The sequence below is a fragment of the Erythrobacter aureus genome (assembly GCF_003355455.1).
GTDB lineage: Bacteria > Pseudomonadota > Alphaproteobacteria > Sphingomonadales > Sphingomonadaceae > Qipengyuania > Qipengyuania aurea.
Genome location: NZ_CP031357.1, coordinates 1,835,119 through 1,853,103 on the forward strand (window position 1 = coordinate 1,835,119; position 17,985 = coordinate 1,853,103).

Annotated in this window: 15 protein-coding genes; 10 read left to right on the top strand and 5 right to left on the bottom strand. The window is 60.5% G+C overall.

Translation table 11 applies throughout. The annotated features are described in order from the left end of the window. The first annotated feature begins 105 nt into the window (after nt 1-105). Nucleotides 106-1,437, top strand: coding sequence for an amidohydrolase (locus DVR09_RS08985; protein ID WP_115416629.1), 1,332 nt, complete (start codon nt 106-108; stop codon nt 1,435-1,437). A gap of 93 nt (nt 1,438-1,530) precedes the next feature. Here the strand turns inward: DVR09_RS08985 and DVR09_RS08990 are convergent, their stop codons facing one another. Both DVR09_RS08990 and DVR09_RS08995 read right to left on the bottom strand, forming a co-directional pair. Beyond that, on the bottom strand, nt 1,531-1,722 hold the full coding sequence (locus tag DVR09_RS08990) for a hypothetical protein (protein ID WP_369828415.1): 192 nt from the start codon (nt 1,720-1,722) through the stop codon (nt 1,531-1,533). A gap of 11 nt (nt 1,723-1,733) precedes the next feature. After that, nucleotides 1,734-3,314 (bottom strand): isocitrate lyase, encoded by a 1,581-nt coding sequence (locus tag DVR09_RS08995; protein WP_435867813.1) that lies wholly within the window; start codon nt 3,312-3,314, stop codon nt 1,734-1,736. Nucleotides 3,315-3,482: 168 nt separating this feature from the next. Between DVR09_RS08995 and DVR09_RS09000 the strand changes: the two genes are divergently transcribed. The 7 genes from DVR09_RS09000 (at nt 3,483) to DVR09_RS09030 (ending at nt 13,024) form a co-directional block, all read left to right on the top strand. Continuing rightward, on the top strand, nt 3,483-4,865 hold the full coding sequence (locus DVR09_RS09000) for a helix-turn-helix domain-containing protein (protein ID WP_115416631.1): 1,383 nt from the start codon (nt 3,483-3,485) through the stop codon (nt 4,863-4,865). A gap of 84 nt (nt 4,866-4,949) precedes the next feature. Continuing rightward, on the top strand, nt 4,950-5,243 hold the full coding sequence (locus DVR09_RS09005; protein ID WP_115416632.1) for a hypothetical protein: 294 nt from the start codon (nt 4,950-4,952) through the stop codon (nt 5,241-5,243). Between the two features lie 134 nt (nt 5,244-5,377). Continuing rightward, the gene (locus DVR09_RS09010; RefSeq protein WP_115416633.1) at nt 5,378-6,763 is read left to right on the top strand and encodes a TIGR03013 family XrtA/PEP-CTERM system glycosyltransferase; all 1,386 of its coding nucleotides are present in this window, start codon (nt 5,378-5,380) and stop codon (nt 6,761-6,763) included. After that, on the top strand, nt 6,760-8,871 hold the full coding sequence (prsK, locus tag DVR09_RS09015; RefSeq protein WP_115416634.1) for an XrtA/PEP-CTERM system histidine kinase PrsK: 2,112 nt from the start codon (nt 6,760-6,762) through the stop codon (nt 8,869-8,871). Before DVR09_RS09010 ends, prsK begins: the two co-directional genes overlap by 4 nt. Beyond that, nucleotides 8,871-10,238: a PEP-CTERM-box response regulator transcription factor gene (gene prsR / locus DVR09_RS09020; RefSeq protein WP_115416635.1), complete on the top strand. Its 1,368-nt coding sequence runs from the start codon at nt 8,871-8,873 to the stop codon at nt 10,236-10,238. The genes prsK and prsR overlap by 1 nt, the downstream gene beginning before the upstream one ends. After that, nucleotides 10,222-11,982: a tetratricopeptide repeat protein gene (locus tag DVR09_RS09025; protein ID WP_115416636.1), complete on the top strand. Its 1,761-nt coding sequence runs from the start codon at nt 10,222-10,224 to the stop codon at nt 11,980-11,982. Before prsR ends, DVR09_RS09025 begins: the two co-directional genes overlap by 17 nt. Before the next feature lie 40 nt (nt 11,983-12,022). Further along, complete coding sequence (locus DVR09_RS09030; protein ID WP_115416637.1) at nt 12,023-13,024, top strand: bile acid:sodium symporter family protein; 1,002 nt, start codon at nt 12,023-12,025, stop codon at nt 13,022-13,024. Here the strand turns inward: DVR09_RS09030 and DVR09_RS09035 are convergent. Both DVR09_RS09035 and panB read right to left on the bottom strand, forming a co-directional pair. Next, nucleotides 12,957-14,024: a DUF475 domain-containing protein gene (locus tag DVR09_RS09035; protein WP_115416638.1), complete on the bottom strand. Its 1,068-nt coding sequence runs from the start codon at nt 14,022-14,024 to the stop codon at nt 12,957-12,959. The two genes, DVR09_RS09030 and DVR09_RS09035, sit on opposite strands and share 68 nt — an antisense overlap. A gap of 18 nt (nt 14,025-14,042) precedes the next feature. After that, nucleotides 14,043-14,915: a 3-methyl-2-oxobutanoate hydroxymethyltransferase gene (panB, locus tag DVR09_RS09040; protein WP_115416639.1), complete on the bottom strand. Its 873-nt coding sequence runs from the start codon at nt 14,913-14,915 to the stop codon at nt 14,043-14,045. A gap of 127 nt (nt 14,916-15,042) precedes the next feature. On the opposite strand from panB, the gene DVR09_RS09045 reads away from it, so the two are divergent. Then, nucleotides 15,043-16,473 carry a sodium-dependent transporter gene (locus tag DVR09_RS09045; protein WP_115416640.1) on the top strand — a complete coding sequence of 477 codons (1,431 nt, stop codon included), beginning with the start codon at nt 15,043-15,045 and terminating at the stop codon, nt 16,471-16,473. Between the two features lie 67 nt (nt 16,474-16,540). Here the strand turns inward: DVR09_RS09045 and DVR09_RS09050 are convergent, their stop codons facing one another. Further along, nucleotides 16,541-17,026: a pyridoxamine 5'-phosphate oxidase family protein gene (locus tag DVR09_RS09050; protein WP_115416641.1), complete on the bottom strand. Its 486-nt coding sequence runs from the start codon at nt 17,024-17,026 to the stop codon at nt 16,541-16,543. Nucleotides 17,027-17,267: 241 nt separating this feature from the next. On the opposite strand from DVR09_RS09050, the gene DVR09_RS09055 reads away from it, so the two are divergent. Beyond that, complete coding sequence (locus tag DVR09_RS09055; protein ID WP_369692521.1) at nt 17,268-17,957, top strand: hypothetical protein; 690 nt, start codon at nt 17,268-17,270, stop codon at nt 17,955-17,957. The last annotated feature ends 28 nt before the right edge of the window (nt 17,958-17,985 follow it).

Genomic DNA, 17,985 nt, shown 5'->3' on the forward strand with positions numbered 1-17,985 from the left:
TCCTACCGCGCGTCATTCTGCGAAAAGACCCCTCGCAAACGAGAGCAGGATTTTCCGCCAATGGACCGTGGTCCATGCGGTCCATGTGTAGGGAGACTAGTGCCGATGTCCAAAACCGTTCCAACAAGCTTGGCCGCGTTGGCGATGGTGCTATCAGCGCCCGCCGCCGCCAATGAATTGCGCGACGACCTGGCTGCCGACATGCCCGAGCTGATGGAACTCTACCGTGACCTGCATGCCAACCCGGAGCTGAGTTTCGAGGAGCATCGAACCGCTGCGAAATTGGCGGAACGCATGCGCAAGATCGGCTTCGATGTGACCGAAGGCGTCGGCAGAACCGGTGTCGTCTCCATCCTGCGAAACGGAGAGGGACCCACGGTGCTTTTACGTGCCGATATGGATGGCTTGCCGGTGATCGAGCAGACCGGGCTGCCCTATGCCTCGACAGTCACCGCCACTCCGGCCAGCGGCGTCACCACAGGCGTGATGCACGCCTGCGGTCACGATACCCACATGGCCGGCTTCATCGGTGCGGCGCAGCTTCTGGTGGGGCACAAAGACAGTTGGCGGGGCACGCTGGTCATGGTGCTTCAGCCTGCGGAAGAACTGGGTCTCGGCGCGCTCGCTATGTTGGAAGACGGGCTATACTCCCGCTTTCCCAAACCCGATTACGCGCTGGCATTTCATGATGCGGCAGCGCCTGCCCCTGCGGGGACCATCGGCTATACTCCCGGCTATGCACTGGCCAATGTCGACAGCGTGGACATCACGGTGAAGGGTGTCGGCGGGCATGGGGCCTATCCGCATACGGCGATCGATCCTGTCGTTCTCGCCAGCGCGATCGTCATGAAGCTGCAAACCGTCGTTAGCCGGAATTCCTCGCCGCTGGACCCGGCCGTCATCACGGTGGGCAGTTTTCATGCCGGCGCCAAGCACAATATCATCAGTGACGAAGCAAAGCTCCAGTTGACCGTGCGCAGCTATTCCGACGAGAGTCGGCAGCTTCTGTTGGACGGTATTCGCCGCGTTGCGCGGGGCGAAGCGATCACGGCCGGCCTGCCCGAGAATTTGATGCCCGAAGTGACGGTCAAGGACCCTCATACGCCGTCGACCTTCAACGATCCCGAGTTCAGCGAGAAGGTCACCGCGGGTTTTCGTCAGCGTTTCGGTGAAAATCGCGTCATGGAATGGCCTGCGGTTATGGGCGGCGAGGATTTCAGCCAGTATCGCCGGGCCGCGCCCGAAGATGTCAAATCGATGATCTTCTGGATCAGCGGCACACCGCAATCGATGCTCGATGCGCTGGAGAAGGACGGAACCCCGCTGCCCTCGCTTCATTCGCCTTTTTGGGCTCCCGATGCGGACAAGGTCGTCGCAGCCGGAGCGGAAGCCTTGGCGAGTGCGGCCATCGATCTGATGCCCATCGGCGAGAACTAGTCACCAAAAAAGAGTGGCCGCCGGAGCGTTGGGGACGCTCCGGCGGCCGTTTTCTCCTCCCCAGGAGAAATGATTAAACCGGGTTATATATCGCTACCCGTCCGAAGGGACGTAGGTGCCCAGGCGGTGGTGAAGGGCGTTGATCTTCGCCAGTTCCTCTCGGTCCTCGGTCTGCCGCGCATAATGCGTCAGGGCGGTACGCAGCAGCCGGAAGTCGGCGGTCGAGAACAGCGCGCGGGCGCGACCGGGCTCTGTCTTCGGAGTGTCGTCTGTCATGGTCGTCATCCTTCCTCTCCTTACGCAGCGGCGAACTGGTTCATCGTATTGTCTTTACCGCCCGCTTTCAGGGCTGCTTCGCCGGCGAAATATTCCTTGTGATCGTCACCGATGTCCGATCCGGCCATGTTCTGGTGCTTCACACAAGCAATGCCCTGGCGGATTTCTTCGCGCTGGACGTTCTTGACGTAGCCGAGCATCGCCTGTTCGCCAAAGTACTCGCGAGCCAGGTTGTCGGTGCTCAGTGCGGCCGTGTGATAGGTCGGCAGCGTGATGAGGTGGTGGAAGATACCGGCACGCTTCGCGGCATCGGCCTGGAAGGTGCGGATCTTTTCGTCGGCTTCGGCGGCCAGTTCACTGCCATCGTACTCGACGCTCATCAGCTTATCGCGATTATAGGATGAGACGTCCTTGCCCGCTTCGGCCCACGCATCGTAGACCTGCTGACGGAAGTTGAGCGTCCAGTTGAAGCTGGGCGAATTGTTATAGACCAGCTTGGCATTGGGGATCACTTCACGCACCCGGTCCACCATGCCGGCGATCTGCTCGACATGCGGCTTCTCGGTCTCGATCCACAGCAGGTCGGCACCGGCTTCCAGCGCGGTGATGCAGTCGAGCACGCAGCGATCCTCGCCGGTTCCCGGACGGAACTGGTAGAGATTGCTGGGCAGGCGCTTGGGGGCCAGCAGCTTACCGTCGCGGCTGATGAAGACCTGACCGTTTTTGATATCGGCTGCGTCGACTTCGTCGCAATCGAGGAAGCTGTTGTATTTGTCGCCCAGATCGCCAGGCTCCTTCGAATAGGCGATCGACTTAGTCAGGCCTGCGCCGAGGCTGTCGGTACGGGCAACGATGATGCCTTCGGGAACGCCCAGCTCGAGGAAGGCGTAGCGGATCGCGCGGATCTTCTGGTGGAACTCTTCGTGGGGCACGGTGACCTTGCCATCCTGGTGGCCGCACTGCTTTTCGTCCGACACCTGATTTTCGATCTGCAGGGCACAGGCGCCAGCCTCGATCATCTTCTTGGCCAGCAGATAAGTCGCCTCGGCATTGCCGAACCCGGCATCGATATCGGCGATGATCGGCACGACATGTGTCTCGTGCTCGTCGATTTCCTTGGTCAGACGTTGCGTATTGACCGCATCGCCAGCTTCCTTGGCTTCGTCGAGTTCACGGAACAGGCCGCCCAGTTCGCGGGCGTCGGCCTGGCGCAGAAAGGTGTAGAGCTCTTCGATCAGTCCGGGAACCGAGGTCTTCTCGTGCATCGATTGATCGGGCAGGGGGCCGAATTCGCTGCGCAGTGCGGCGACCATCCAGCCCGAGAGATAGAGATAACGGCGCTTGGTGCTGCCGAAATGCTTCTTGATCGAGATCATCTTCTGCTGAGCGATGAAGCCGTGCCACGTGCCGAGCGACTGGGTGTAGTTCGCCGGATCGCGGTCATAGGCTTCCATGTCTTCGCGCATGATCTTCGCGGTGTAGCGTGCGATGTCGAGCCCCGTGCGGAAACGGTTCTGGACGACCATGCGCGCGGCGCTTTCGGCGTCGATCGCAGCCCAGGGCGCGCCGTTGGCTGCGATGGTTTCGTTCAGTTCCTTGATCCGGGCCTGATAGGTCACGGGGGTGCTCCTTAGTCGTGTATAGGGCGTTATCGTCTGACATGTTGATGCCGGAACTCGGCGGGGCACGATAGAGCAATTTACAAAATTTCTTGTCTAAACGGATCAAATTCGCTTATCGGGCTAGTAAATATGTAAAGAAAGTTACACATGGCAGAGGAAGCACTATTTGCCGGTCCCGCCGTCCGTCGGCTTCGCAAGCGTGAACGGTTGACGCAGGCCGCCGCCGCTGCCCGGCTCGATATCTCCCCGAGCTATCTCAATCTGATCGAACGTAACCAGCGACCGGTCAGCGCGCGCGTCATGATGCGCTTGGTCGAACAGTTCGACTTCGATCCGCGTTCGCTACGCGAAGACGAGGCGATCGGCGGGATCGACGGGCTGGCCCGACGTTTTGCAGACGAGAGGTTCGCGGACCTCGGCATCGATCGCGATGAAATGCAGGAATTGCTGGCTGCTGCCCCTCAGGCTGCGGCGGCTTTCGCACGGCTGTATGATAGCGCCGGTTCCGTCGGCGTCCAGCCCGATGACCCTATGTCGGCTTCCCGGCGCGAGATCGAGCGTTGGCGCAACCATTTCGCGGACCTCGATATGGCGGCGGAGGAACTGGCCGACGAGATGCGGCTTTCGCGGGGAGACATTGGCATCGCCCTTACCGAACGACTGCGCGAGCGACACCAGCTCTCCGTTCGCGTTTTGCCGCGAGAGGTCATGCCCGACAGCCTGCGCCGGCTGGACCTGCATGCACGGCAGGTCCAGCTATCCGAGATGTTGAGCGTTGCTTCGCGGAACTTCCAACTGGCGATCCAGTTGGCTCAACTGGAATTCAGCAAGGCGATCGCTGCCATCGCAAATGCGGCTAAATTTGAGGAAGAGGCGGCCCGTGCGCTCTTCGCCCGTCACCTGACGGGTTACATGGCGGCAGCCCTTCTCATGCCCTATGGCCGCTTTTTACGCGCTTGCGAGGCGACCGGATACGACCTGCCTGTCCTGGAACGGCGCTTCGGCGTCAGTTTCGAGCAACTCGGACATCGGCTCACAACGCTGCAGCGCGTCGGGCAACGCGGTTTGCCGTTCTTCATGGTTCGGATCGACCGTGCGGGCCAGTTTTCGAAAACCTTCATCGGAGCCAGTACCGCGCGGTTCATCGAATCCGGTGCGAGTTGTCCCCTATGGCACGCCCATCGCGCCTTCGATCGTGCCGGTGAGCTGCAGGCCCAGTTCGTCGCGCTCGACAATTCGGGCGATCGGGATGGCGGCTGGCTGACCATGGCACGAACCGTCGAAGGTAGCGGTGCGCCGGGGGAGGCGCAGTTCGTCGTGGTGCTGGGCGTCGAGGCGGTTCTGGCCAACGAATTGGCACAGGCCCGTGGAATTTCGCTGCGCGCCGACGATGCTCAGCCAATTGGTCCCGGTTGTGCACAATGTCATCGAATCCAGTGCAGTCAGCGCTCGCTACCGCCGATTGGGCGCAGACTGGCTTTCGACAGGGTTCGCAGGGGTGTGACTCCCTTCGAATTCACCCGTGATTAGGGATAAATCGCACCGTTTTGGGGAACCGGTATTCTCGGGCAGGCGTTATCGGGCGCAGAACCTCTGTCTCGAGGAGAGAAGGCGATGACCGAAGAACGCATTACGGAAACGACCGACGCTACGGGGAATACGCATACCACCCATACCGTGGTGACCGACGGAGAATCGCGAGGCGGTGGCACCAACTGGGTGCTGATCGTGATCGTTCTGGCCGTCGCGGTAGTGGGAATATTCCTGCTGACACAGATGAACAGCGCCGAAGTGACCAAGGACAATGCAGTCGCCGAGGCGGCAAGCGAAGTTGGCGAAGCCGCGAATCAGGTCGGCGATGCTGCGCAAAGCGCCGGAGAAGCGGTAGAAAACGCCGTCGAGAACTGACGCCTTTGGGAATACCGAAAGGGCGATGCGTCGACGGCGCATCGCCCTTTTTACGTAAGTGTAAAATTTACCGACGGTTCATTCCTCTCTGCTAGTCAAGAATTCCGACACTAGCAATTTGCGAGCCGGACCGGATGCTCCGCCTGTTCAAGCATTACATTTCCTACAATGTCGTGCTGCTGTCCTTGATAGACCTCGCGCTGCTCGCCCTCGCTGGCGAAGTGGCCTGGCGGCTACGTGTGGTGCAGATCGGCGTGAGCGTAGGTGACTTTTCTCAAAGAGTGCTGGAGATCGTCGGCTTTTCGGGCGTGATCTGGTTGGCGATGATCGCGGTCGGTGGCTATGGGCCTGAAGCCCTGCGATCGATCCGCTTCGCCACTGCAAGGCTGTTGGTCGCGGTAAGTCTCGGCGTACTCGCGATTTCGCTGCTGAATTTCTTCCTGCCTGGCTCCGCGCTGTGGCGCTCGGTCTTGCTCTATGCGATGGGCCTCTCGATTGTTTTTCTGGTTTCAAATCGGGTTCTTGCAAACCGGCTTCTGGGACCGGTAGTTTTTCGTCGGACGGTCTTGGTTCTAGGCGCCGGCGAGCGGGCGGAGCGGATTCTCAGGCTTTCGCACCGACGGGAGAGCGGCTTTGCCGTGGCCGCCTTCGTTGCCATGGATGCGGCCACACCGGTGATTACTACGGCCGTCGCGCGCGATTCCATTTCAGACCTTGGCCGGTTCGTGGAGCGTGTCGGCGCGACCGAAGTGGTTCTGGCGCTCCAGGAACGGCGCAATGCGTTGCCGCTCAAAGACCTGCTCCGCGTAAAGACCAAGGGGGTTCAGGTGAGCGATTTCTCCAGCTTTCTGGAGCGGGAAATGGGTCGGGTGGATCTCGATACCCTCAACCCAAGCTGGCTGATCTTCTCCGACGGGTTTTCCTCCGGTCGACGATTATCGAGCATAGGCAAGCGCCTCTTCGACATCCTCGTGAGCCTCCTCATTCTGATCGTAGGCATTCCGCTGATCGCGATATTTGCAGTGCTGGTGAAGCTGGAGACCAAGGGACCGGCATTCTTCCGCCAGACCCGCATTGGCTTGTATGGCGAGCATTTCACCCTCTGGAAGCTGCGTTCGATGCAGGTGGATGCCGAGGCGGGCGGAGCGAAATGGGCGGAAAAGGATGATCCGAGGGTCACCCGCGTGGGCCGTTTGATCCGCAAGGTTCGCATCGACGAGCTCCCTCAGGTCTGGAGCGTGCTGAAAGGTCAGATGAGCTTCGTAGGTCCGCGTCCCGAAGTGCCGGAAATCGTCGTCGAACTCGAGAAAGAGCTTCCATTCTATGCCGAGCGCCATGTGGTCAAACCCGGGATCACCGGCTGGGCGCAGATCAACTATCCATATGGCGCGAGTATCGAGGATGCGCGGCACAAACTCGAATACGATCTCTATTACGCCAAAAACTATACACCCTTTCTGGATGTGCTCATCCTTTTGCAGACCGCGCGCGTAATTCTCTGGCCGGAGGGTGCGCGATGACCGGCTTGATCGGTACCTTCTCCTATATCGCCTACACCCTCGGCGCGATTGTCTGTGCCTTGGCGGCGGTCTGGATAGCTCGTCGGGGCGACAGCTCGCGCAGCGATCGCACGCCGGCTATCGTGGCTCTGGCATTGACGGCAAACTGGTGTTTCGCCTCGGCAAGTTTCGAACCCGGCCGCCCCATCGTCGAAGTGACCGAGATCGCGCGCAATCTGGCCTGGCTTTTCACCCTTTTCCGCTTGTTCGCCAATGACGGACGGGACGAAACGCTGCGGCTGGTACGACCGGCGGCCTTTTCCCTCGGCTTCGTCGAAGTCCTGCAATTCGCATTGTTGCTGAGTGCCCGGCGTTATGCCGTAACACCCGAACTTGCGACGCTGGTGTTTGAAACCGGAACCCTATTCAGAATCATGGTCGCTGTCGGGGCGCTCGTGCTGCTGCACAATCTCTATGTCGGCGCGGCGGTATCCTCGCGCCGGATTTTGCGCTGGAATGCCGCGGCGCTTGCCGGGCTTTGGGCATTCGACCTCAATTATTTCACCGTCGGCTATATCATTGGCGAGGTGCCGGTAGAGCTTGCCGCTCTGCGCGGGGTCGCGGCTGCGATTGTCGCGATACCCTTTGCAATGGGGTTTAACCAAAGCTCGTCGAATCTGGAGTTTCGCCCCTCTCGGGCAGCGACCTTTCGGTTTCTCTCGCTCATGGTTATCGGGGCGTATCTCGGGCTGATGCTCGCGCTGGCGCGCTGGCTGGATATGCTCACCGGCGATCTTGCACGAATGACCCAGGTCGGCCTGATCATCGCGGCGGGCGCCCTGGCCTTGATCTGGTTGCCATCGGAGCGGCTGCGAGGCTGGCTACGGGTCACCGCGATCAAGCATCTGTTCAAGCATCGGTACGATTACCGGAACGAATGGATACGCTTCACCAACACCATCGGCACGACGGGTCTCGACAACTCCACTCTGCAAGAGCGTACGGTGAAGGCGCTCGCCGATATCGTCGATAGTCCTTCCGGCATTCTGCTTGTCCCGGGTGATGAGGGCACCTTCGAAGTTGAGGCAAATTGGCTATGGCACAATTCGGGTATCCCCGCCCACGCAGCCTCTACCGCGCTGGGGGATGTGCTCGAAAGCAACGAGCTGATTATCGATTTCGACCAAGTGCGCGAGGGTATTGACCACCATGGCGAACTGGCGCTCGTCCCCGATTGGCTGCGCGAGGATCACCGGGCCTGGGCGGCGGTGCCCCTGCTGCATTTCGATCGCCTTGTCGGCATCGTGGTGCTCGCCAAGCCCTTGATCGGACGCAAGCTCGATTGGGAGGATTTCGATCTGTTGTCCGTGGTCGGGCGGCAGCTTGCCAGCTATCTGGCAGAACAAGCCAGTCAGGCCGCGCTGCTCGAAGCGGGCCGGTTCGATGAATTCAACCGGCGTATGGCGTTCGTCATGCACGACATTAAAAACCTGTCGAGCCAGATGTCTCTGCTCCTGCGCAATGCCGAAAAGCATGCCGATAAACCGGAATTTCGCAAGGACATGTTGGTCACTCTCCGCAACAGCGCCGACAAGCTTAATTCCCTCCTGGCCCGTTTGGGGCGCTATGGCCCGCCGCAATCGGACAGGGCCGTTCGGTTCGATCTTGCCGCGGCGGTAGGTCAGGTGTCCCAACGCCTCGGCCAAGCGCACCCATTGACGGTATTGAGGGCCGAACCGGCTATGGTCGAAGGAAGTCCCGAAGCGTTTGAACAGGCGCTGACCCATCTGGTGCAGAATGCCATCGATGCGAGCGATGCCGACAGCTCGGTCATGCTCGAGGCGTATAGCGACGGAATTTCCGGGAAGGTCGTGGTGATCGACAATGGCCAAGGAATGTCGCCCCATTTCGTTCGCAACAGGCTGTTTGAGCCCTTCGTCTCCTCCAAATCGGGCGGGTTCGGCATTGGGGCTTTCGAATCTCGCGAGCTTGTTCGGTCGATGGGCGGCAGATTGGATGTTCAGTCTCGCGAGGGGCTGGGGACGCGTTTCACGATCAGCTTGCCGCTGAAATCGGCTGCTTCGATCATCGGGCGCGACCAAACCCGCCACAAAAACGAGGTCGTATAATGGCAGAGGCCAAGCCCAAACTGCTGATCGTAGAAGATGATGAAGGTTTACAGGCCCAACTGAAATGGGCCTATGATGATTTCGACGTTGTGATTGCCGGCACCCGCGAGGCGGCTCTTGCTTCCCTACGTTCGGAGGAGCCGGCGGTCGTAACGCTCGATCTTGGGCTTCCCCCCGATCCTGATGGAACGAGCGAGGGCTTCGCCGTTCTCGAAGCCATCATGGCCATGAAACCGGATACGAAGGTCATCGTGGCCTCCGGCCATGGCGCGCGCGAAAGCGCCTTGCGAGCCGTCGAACAAGGGGCCTACGACTTTTACCAGAAACCCGTGGACATCGATACGCTGGGGCTGATCGTGCAGCGCGCCTATCGGTTGCATCATATCGAGAGCGAGAACCGGCGCCTTGCGGAAAAGGTCGGGGAAGACCGGACGGTGCTGGGCTCGATGGTCACTGCCGCACCGGAAATGGCCAAGGTTGCGCGAACCATCGAGCGCGTGGCGCCGACCAATGTTTCGGTGATGCTTTTGGGGGCCAGCGGTACCGGTAAGGAACTGCTGGCGCGGGGCGTCCATGATTGCAGCGGCCGCAGACAAGGCGCGTTCGTTGCCATCAACTGCGCGGCTATTCCCGAAAATCTGCTCGAGAGCGAGCTGTTCGGTCATGAGAAGGGTGCTTTCACCGGTGCCGTCAAGACAACCGAAGGCAAGATCGAACTGGCTGATGGCGGTACGCTGTTTCTCGATGAAGTGGGCGATATTCCGCTTTCGTTGCAGGTCAAGCTCCTGCGGTTTTTGCAGGAGCGCACCATTGAACGCATTGGTGGAAGAAAACCGATTGCGGTCGACACGCGTATCGTGTGCGCCACGCATCAAAATCTTGAATCGATGATCGGCGAGGGGACGTTCCGCGAGGACCTGTTCTATCGTCTGGCGGAGATTGTCGTGAAGGTTCCGACTCTCGCCGAGCGGCCGGGTGACGCGGTGCTGCTTGCAAAGCATTTCATGGTCCGCTTTGCGAAAGAGATGAACCCCCAGGTGAAGAGCTTCGCTCCGGACGCACTCGCCGCCATCGATAGCTGGACGTGGCCGGGCAATGTCCGCGAGCTCGAAAACCGTGTAAAACGCTCGGTGATCATGGCCGAGGGCAAGCAGATCTCCGTGGAGGACCTCGATCTCTCGCAGCCGGATGACGGTGGTGCCGACATCGCTCTGAATCTCAAGGCAGCGCGCGAACAGGCCGACCGCCGTATGATACGGCAGGCTCTGGCGCGAACCGAGGGGAATATTTCCAACACCGCAAAGCTCCTCGGCATCAGCCGGCCAACTCTGTACGATCTGCTCAAGCAGTATGATCTTCAGACGTGATCTCGGTATTGTCGCGGCTCTCGTTCTTGGCCTCGCGCCACTGGGCGCATGTAGCGAGGAAGGCTTCGAAGGCTCGCGGATAGACCAGGCGCGCGCGAGCATGGGCGGCGATGATCCACGCGCTGCTCGTCTTCATCTCGAGCGTGCGCTGGACGAGGGAGCGAATCGGGCGGAACTGGCCGCGCTTTTCGGGGAAGTCGAGCTTCTCTCGGGCGATTTGGCGGCGGCGCGCGCATGGCTTGCCCCGCAAGAGTTTTCCGACGCGACAAGAGCGCTCGGCTTTCGCATGCTGGGCCGGTTGGAGATGGCCGAGGGCGACCTGCGGGCTGCCGGGGCGGCCTTTGATCGTTCACACGCTGTCGACCCGGAGAATGCCGAACTGTGGGTGGATATCGGCCGCCTGCGCTATCGTGGCGGAGAGCAGTTCGAAGCGATTGAAGCGGTTGACCATGCGCTTGCCATCGACCCGGCCAATGGTGAAGCTCTCCGTTTCAAGGGGCAGCTTGCGCGCGATGCCCAAGGTATGGAAGCGGGGGCGAAGCTGTTGGGCAGGGCGCTGCGATCCCGGCCCGAAGACATCGATCTCCGCGTGGAATATGCCGCGACGCTGGGCGATGCGGGGCGCGCTGAAGAAGCCTTGCAGGTCTTGCGCGGCACGAATTCTTCGGCTGCGACAACCCCCAGAGGCCTTTTCGTTCAAGCGGTTCTGGCGGCGCGCGGCAGGCATTTTCGCCTTTCCCGGGATCTTCTGTCGAGATCTGGCCTGCAACAGGATGACGTTGCATCCGCCAGGCTTCTTTCGGCAATCATCGATCTGGAAGAAGGAAACTTCGCCAGCGCAGCGCAGGGGTTGGACCGGCTATATACATGGCAGCCGGACAATCCGCGCATCCGCGATCTGCTTGCCTATGCCCTGTCTCGCGATGGTGGTGAGCGCGAGCTGGTGCATCGTTTCGCCGGAATGGCGGCTTCCAACTCGAGCTCGGCCTATTTGCGGGTATTGGTCGGTCGCGCCTACGAAGCCCTCGGCAATCGTGAGCGGGCGGCAATTTATATCGACCTTGCGGCGCTTGGCGGCGGAAATTTTTCGGTACTTCCGAGCCTTACGCCGCCCGAACTGCTGGCTATATCCGAAGGCGAAGGAGGGCAAAAGGTCCGTGACTATGTTCGCAATGCGATAGCCGGGAGAGAGGCCGTCGCAGCGCTTCGGAAGGGGCGCGAATTCGCCAGAAGGTTTCCCGGGTCGGCAGATGCACAGGCTATTCTGGGTGATGCCGAATTCGCGCGGGGCAACAAGCGCGCCGCCCGCGAGGCGTATCGACGCTCCGCACAGGTGCGGCGGCCTTGGCCCTTGGCCTTGCGGCTTGCGGGCGCGCAGGAAGACCCGCAAAGTGCTCGCCAACTGCTAACGGCCTATGTGCGCGAGAACCCGATGAACGGAGACGCGGCGGCCATCCTCGCCGATGCCCTTGCGGCTGAAGGTGACTGGACGCGCGCTGTCGCATTACTCGATCATGCGATGGGTCTCGGCTTGGGGCGGGTGCCCTGGGTACTTGCCGCTCGCAGCGTCGGGGCGATCCAACTCGACAATCCCGAAGAGGCGTTGGATTTCGCGCTGGCGGCGCATGATTTGCAGCCGATGAATCCGTTGGCGATCTCTGCCCTGATCGCGGCGCTTCCAGAGGGAGAAGAGCGGGCGCGGCGGGAACTCGAAGCGAAGTTGCATTCGCTGCGTCCCGACTGAATCCCTCGACAAGATCGTGTTCCGGCGGCAACTGCACGCCATGACATTTCGCACCGTTTTTGCCGATCCGATGTTGCGGATGCTTGCCGCAGCGATCGCTCTTGCCGCGCTGCTGCCTGCGAGCGGAGACGCCAGAGGTGTTGCGCAAACCGTTGCGAATGCGGCGATTTTCACTCTGTTTCTGCTCAACGGAATGCGTATCGCCCGGCGTGATATCATTGCCGGTTTCGTGAATTGGCGGTTCCTGCTTCCCCTGGTTGTATGGGTGTTCGGCGCAATGGCCGTCATGGGCGCAGGTCTTGCATCGCTGGCCGAAGGGTGGTTGGCGCCTTCTGTCGCACTGGGATTCCTTTATCTCGGCACGCTTCCTTCGACGGTTCAGTCCGCAACATCTTACACCGCGCTAGCGAGAGGCAATGTGGCTCTGTCTGTGGTAGGTGCGGCCTTGCTCAACATTCTGGGCGTATTCGTCACGGTGCCGATTTTTCTGGCGCTGGGCGGCAGCGGAAGCGGCGGGGTGGGTTTCGAAACGATCGGCAAGATCATGGTGCTGCTGATTCTGCCATTCGCCATCGGACAGGCGGTTCAGGGGCTGACCGGTCCATTCGTGGCTCGACACGGGCTAAGGATAGTATGGGTGGATCGGTTTGCGATTTCAGCCGCGATCTATGTCGCTTTTTCCGGCGCGGTAGAGCAGGGGATCTGGTCGCGCGTGGATGGTCCCGACTGGGCAGTCATAGGTCTTCTCGTCGCGGTATTTCTCGTGGCCGGCAATCTGGGCGCGTGGCTGGCTGGCGGGGCGCTCCGGCTGGAACGGCCCGAACGTACCGCTTTTCTTTTCGCCGGAGCGCAGAAAAGCGCTGCTGTGGGTGCTCCCCTCGCGACCATTCTGTTTCCGCCGGAGGAAGCTGGATTCATCGTGATCGCATTGCTGCTCTATCACTTCTTCCAACTGGTCGTAGCGGCACCGATTGCTACTCGGCTGGCACAGTCTCCACGTCCGGGTGACGGCGGTTATAGCGTACCGACCACCAGAAGCTGAGCCCGATGAGAATGGCGCCGATCAATCCGGTAACGGTTTCGGGAATATGGATCTTCGCCGAAATGAGCATGATTGCACCCAGCACTATGATGGCCCAGAAAGCGCCGTGTTCGAGAAAACGATAGGCCGCCAACGTGCCCTTGCGCACGAGGTGGATGGTCATCGAGCGGACGAACATCGCGCCGATCGACAGGCCTAGCGCAATGACGATCATGTTGTTCGAAAGCGCGAAGGCGCCGATTACACCATCGAAACTGAAGCTGGCATCGAGGACGTTGAGGTAGAGAAAGCCCCCAAGCCCGCTGCGAACGACAGCACCGTGAAGTTTGGCCGTTTCTTCCTTCATTTCGAGGATCGCATTGATCCCTTCGACAGCGATGAAGGTCACGAGACCGAGAATCCCGGCGACAAGGAAGGTCAAGGCCTCGTCCGGATCGAGCGTCGTGGAAATGCCCCACAGGACGAGCAGCAGCAATGCGATTTCGGCGGCGGGCAGAGCAGCGAATTTCGCGAGGTGACGCTCGACGACGGCTATCCAGTGAATCTCTTTGTCGAGATCGAAAAAGAACTTGAGGCCGACCATGGCGAGAAAAGCGCCGCCGAAACCGGCGATGCCGACATGGGCCGATGAGACAATGCGTTCGTATTCCTGTGGGTCGTTCAGCGAAAGATTGACCGTTTCCACCGGCCCCAGGCCCGCCGCGATCGCCACGATCGCCAGCGGGAATACGATCCGCATGCCGAATACGGCGAATGCGATGCCCCAGGTCAGGAAGCGGCGCTGCCAGACCTCGTCCATCTCCTTGAGAACGGACGCATTGACGACTGCATTGTCGAAACTGAGCGAGACTTCGAGCACCGACAGGACCACCACAATCCAGAGGAGCGACAACGTGCCTGTGACCGAGGCAGTGCTTGCCCAGCCGTACCACACCGCAAGGCCGAGGCAGAACAGGGTGAAGACGAGCGAAAAGCCGTAGAAACGCCAGAGCGTAGCCATGTTTCGAGATCCCTAAATTCAGCGTTTGGGCTGGTAGGTCTGGTCTTCGGTCGGGAAGCGGCGCGCGCGCACTTCCTCGGCATAGTGCGCCACGGTCTTTTCGATGACGCTGGCGATGTCTTCGTACTTTTTCACGAAGCGGGGCACGCGATCGAACATGCCCAGCATGTCTTCGGTCACCAGCACCTGTCCGTCGCACTGTGCCGAGGCACCGATTCCGATAGTGGGGCAGGAAACCGATTTGGTGGCCTCGATTGCAATCGGCTCGAGCACCCCTTCGAGCACGATGGCGAATGCGCCGGCGTCGTCCAGCGCCTTGGCATCGCCGACGATCTTCTTGGCTTCCGCATCGTCCCGCCCCCGCGCGGCATAGCCGCCAAGGACGTTTACCGCCTGCGGGGTCAGCCCGACATGTCCCATGACCGGTATGCCGCGCTGGTTGAGGAAGGAAACCGTCTCGGCCATCTGTTCGCCGCCCTCGAGCTTCACGGCAGCCGCACCCGATTGCTTGAGCAGGAAGGTCGCGCTTTCGAAGGCTTGCTGTGGTGACTGTTCATAGGAACCGAATGGCATGTCCACCACGACCACCGAATGGTAACTGCCGCGCACGACTGCGGCGGCATGGTTGGCCATCATATCCAGCGTCACGGGTATGGTTGTCGGCAGGCCGTAGATCACTTGGGCCAGCGAATCCCCCACCAGCAGTATATCGCAATGGGCGTCGAGCAGTTGCGCCTGGCGCGCGGTGTATGCGGTCAGCATGACGAGTGGATCACGGGTCTCGCCATCGGCTTTGTGCGCGCGGATTTTCGGCACTGTCAGCCGCTTCATCGGCTGGGGTGTAGGGTTGGCCCGGCTGGTGCTCGTATCGAGCTGGAAGGTCGTCGACATGCGGCTCCACTAGCAAGCGCGTGGATGATGGCCAAGCGAAGCTTGGAATCCTGCGGAATTGCGTGTTTAAGGGCGCTCTTGTGATACGCGGCAGGGATCGCCGCGTCTGGAGAGGAAAAATCTGAACATGGTCGCCACCACGACTACGACGGGCGAGGGCTGGTCCTCACGCACCGCATTCATCCTCGCGGCGGTCGGTGCCGCCGTAGGGCTTGGCAATATCTGGCGTTTCCCGACGCTTGCCGGGGAAAGCGGCGGCGGGGCCTTTGTGATTTTCTATATCGGCTGCGTGTTTTTGCTGGGTCTGCCATTGGTGCTTTCCGAAATTTTCATCGGCAAAGTCGGGCAAACAGATGCGATCGGCTCGATCCGCCGTGTGGCGGCACAATCGCACGTAGCGCCAAGCTGGTCGATTTTCGGCGCGATTGGGGCAGTGGCGGCTTTTCTGATCGTCTCTTTCTATTCGGTCGTCGCCGGTTGGGTGCTCTATTACGCTGCCATCATGGGGGCCGATCTCCTCTCTGCCATCGCGGCCGGTGATCCCTTCCGCGGTGCGCTGGTGGGTGAAAGCCAGGAACAGATCCAGCAGCGCCTGGGAGACATGTTTGCCAACCCGGGGCTGCTTCTGGGCGTCCACTTCCTGTTCATGGGCGCGACCCTCTACATCGTGGCGCGGGGCGTCAGTTCGGGCATCGAGAAAGCTGCGACCTATCTCATGCCAATGTTTTTTGTCCTGCTTGTAGGTCTCGTGGTTTATGGTGCGATTGAAGGCGATATTGGCGATGCGGTGGCCTTCCTGTTCACTCCGGATTGGTCGAAGCTGACGCCGCAGGTCATGAATTCTGCTCTCGGGCAGGCGCTGTTCTCGCTGTCGCTGGGCGTGGCTGGGCTGATTACCTATGGCTCTTATATCAAGGAAGGCGGCGGATTGGGGCCGACGGCGGCAATGATCGCGATTGCCGATACCAGCGTGGCGCTTCTGGCGGGGCTGATGATCTTTCCCATCGTCCTTGCGGTGGGGCTCGATCCCGCAGCCGGGCCGACGCTGGTTTTCCAGACACTCCCCTTCGCCTTCCAGGCGATGCCGGCAGGCGCCCTGTTCGGTTTTCTGTTCTTCGTCCTGATTTTGGTGGCGGCGATTACGAGCTCGATTTCGCTGCTGGAGGTTCCGACGGCCTATGGCGTCGGCGAACGCGGTTGGAGCCGTCCGAAGTCGGCGCTCATTTTCGGCGGCGGCGCGTTTCTCATCGGGATCGCCTGTTTGCTCGGGTACAATGTCTGGTCGGATGTGCGCCCGCTGGGCTTTTGGTCGCTGTTCGAGAACACGGATATTCTCGATACGGTTGACGGCTTCACCGGGAAGGTCATGCTGCCTGTCGGTGCATTGCTGACGTCCATTTTCATTGGCTGGAAAGCCGATGAGAATTTGCTGCGTACAACGACAGGTCTTTCGCCTTGGGCCTTCAATCTGTGGCGTTTCCTGCTCGCATGGCTTTGCCCGCTTGCGGTGGCGACCATTCTGGTGACCGGCCTGTTTCCTGGAATCCTCGGGGCGTGACACGATAAAGGGCCGCTCCACCAGGGGGCGGCCCTTTGGCGACCGTATTCTTGTTGTTGGATCGGTGTTAGATATCGACTGATTCAGCGTGGCGATCTTCGGCTTCGTCATGGACATTCATGCCGAGCGCCATCTTGGCGGTATTGAGCAAACCAAGATCGCCGCTCCAGATTTCGGCTTCACCGAGATCCATGCGCAGGAAAAGGATGTCGGGATCATCCTTGCCGCCATCGTACCAGGCCTCGACGAAATTGTTCCAGAACTGGTCGAAGCGTTCCTTGCTGGTTTCGACGGCAAGCGTACCATCGAACCGGGCGAACATGTCGTGATCCTTGCCGGAAAAGCTGGCCTTGACCTTGCCGAGCTGGGCAAAGGTCGAGCTTTTCTGAGTGAAGAACCAGATTGCGCTGTTGGCGTCTTCGTCGAGCTGGGCGGTCATCGGCACCGATGTCTGCGATTGGCCGTCCAGTTCGAGGAAAAGGAAGGGCGAGTCGGCAAGCGCCAGCCAGAATTTTTTCTTGAGTTCTTCGGAATTGCCGTCGGAATATTTCATCGAATGCGCCTTTCGTAATTGCGTTTGGTTTTCAAACGAATGCGCGTGATTCGGTGTTCCCTTGGGTGCGCCGGAACGGGGCAGTGGAAGGACGAATTGCGAATCGATTGGATATGGAACATAATGAGAACGAATAGCTTGATTTCCTATGTCCCGATTCAACCCTGTCTCCATGCCGTCCACAGCCTTCGAAGACGTCGCTGCTCTTTCTGCGCAGCGAAGCATACGTTGGTGCCCGGGCTTGGCTGCAAGGCAGGGTCTCGCGCTGCACAACGAGGTTTTCGCCTCCTCGTGCGAGGGGGCGGGAGCGGGAGTCGCCCTGAGCCTGGCATTGGACGACTGGCGTAGCTTGCCGCGCGCAGAGGCTTGTGAAGCGCATGACCGGCGTAGCGTGCTGTGGGTCCAGACACGCGAAGCGGCGCGGCGCGTTGGACGCCCATACCGCGCGGGTTTGCCTGAATATCTGCAGGCACGGATTGTTCACGTACGCGCGGAAAAGACGGAAGATGCTCTCTTCGCCATCGAGGAAGGGCTGCGCTGCCGAGAACTCGCTTTCGTGATCGGGGAAATCGTCGGCAATCCCAAAGCGCTCGATTTCACTGCGTCGCGTCGCCTGACACTGGCGAGCGAAAAGCATGGTGTGCCCCTGTTTCTCGTGAGACTGGATGCGGTACGCGATCTCTCTTCTGCGCGAATGCGGTGGGAGGTGTCTTCGGCCCCATCGCCTGCCCCGCGCTGGAACGGGCAGGCGCCTGGAGCGCCGCGTTGGCGGGCTGAGCTGTTCCGCGCACGCATGCATGCGCCGGGCGAATGGGTGCTGGGCGAAGAGCAGGGCAGGTTGATAGCGGACAGGGTGCAGCGCAAAGCAGACGAAGCGGGGGCCGACTGGACGGCGGGATTGCGCTTGCGGCATCCGCCGCTACGGGCGTGAGCGCGCAGCCTGCGGGTGTATCGCGTTC

What these genes read in the sequence shown, in the direction of transcription:
- DVR09_RS08985 (WP_115416629.1), top strand. Translation starts at nt 106, where the DNA reads ATGTCCAAAACCGTTCCAACAAGCTTGGCCGCGTTGGCGATGGTGCTA.
- DVR09_RS08990 (WP_369828415.1), bottom strand. Translation starts at nt 1,722, where the DNA reads ATGACGACCATGACAGACGACACTCCGAAGACAGAGCCCGGTCGCGCC.
- DVR09_RS09000 (WP_115416631.1), top strand. Translation starts at nt 3,483, where the DNA reads ATGGCAGAGGAAGCACTATTTGCCGGTCCCGCCGTCCGTCGGCTTCGC.
- DVR09_RS09005 (WP_115416632.1), top strand. Translation starts at nt 4,950, where the DNA reads ATGACCGAAGAACGCATTACGGAAACGACCGACGCTACGGGGAATACG.
- DVR09_RS09010 (WP_115416633.1), top strand. Translation starts at nt 5,378, where the DNA reads ATGCTCCGCCTGTTCAAGCATTACATTTCCTACAATGTCGTGCTGCTG.
- prsK (WP_115416634.1), top strand. Translation starts at nt 6,760, where the DNA reads ATGACCGGCTTGATCGGTACCTTCTCCTATATCGCCTACACCCTCGGC.
- prsR (WP_115416635.1), top strand. Translation starts at nt 8,871, where the DNA reads ATGGCAGAGGCCAAGCCCAAACTGCTGATCGTAGAAGATGATGAAGGT.
- DVR09_RS09025 (WP_115416636.1), top strand. Translation starts at nt 10,222, where the DNA reads ATGATCTTCAGACGTGATCTCGGTATTGTCGCGGCTCTCGTTCTTGGC.
- DVR09_RS09030 (WP_115416637.1), top strand. Translation starts at nt 12,023, where the DNA reads ATGACATTTCGCACCGTTTTTGCCGATCCGATGTTGCGGATGCTTGCC.
- DVR09_RS09035 (WP_115416638.1), bottom strand. Translation starts at nt 14,024, where the DNA reads ATGGCTACGCTCTGGCGTTTCTACGGCTTTTCGCTCGTCTTCACCCTG.
- panB (WP_115416639.1), bottom strand. Translation starts at nt 14,915, where the DNA reads ATGTCGACGACCTTCCAGCTCGATACGAGCACCAGCCGGGCCAACCCT.
- DVR09_RS09045 (WP_115416640.1), top strand. Translation starts at nt 15,043, where the DNA reads ATGGTCGCCACCACGACTACGACGGGCGAGGGCTGGTCCTCACGCACC.
- DVR09_RS09050 (WP_115416641.1), bottom strand. Translation starts at nt 17,026, where the DNA reads ATGAAATATTCCGACGGCAATTCCGAAGAACTCAAGAAAAAATTCTGG.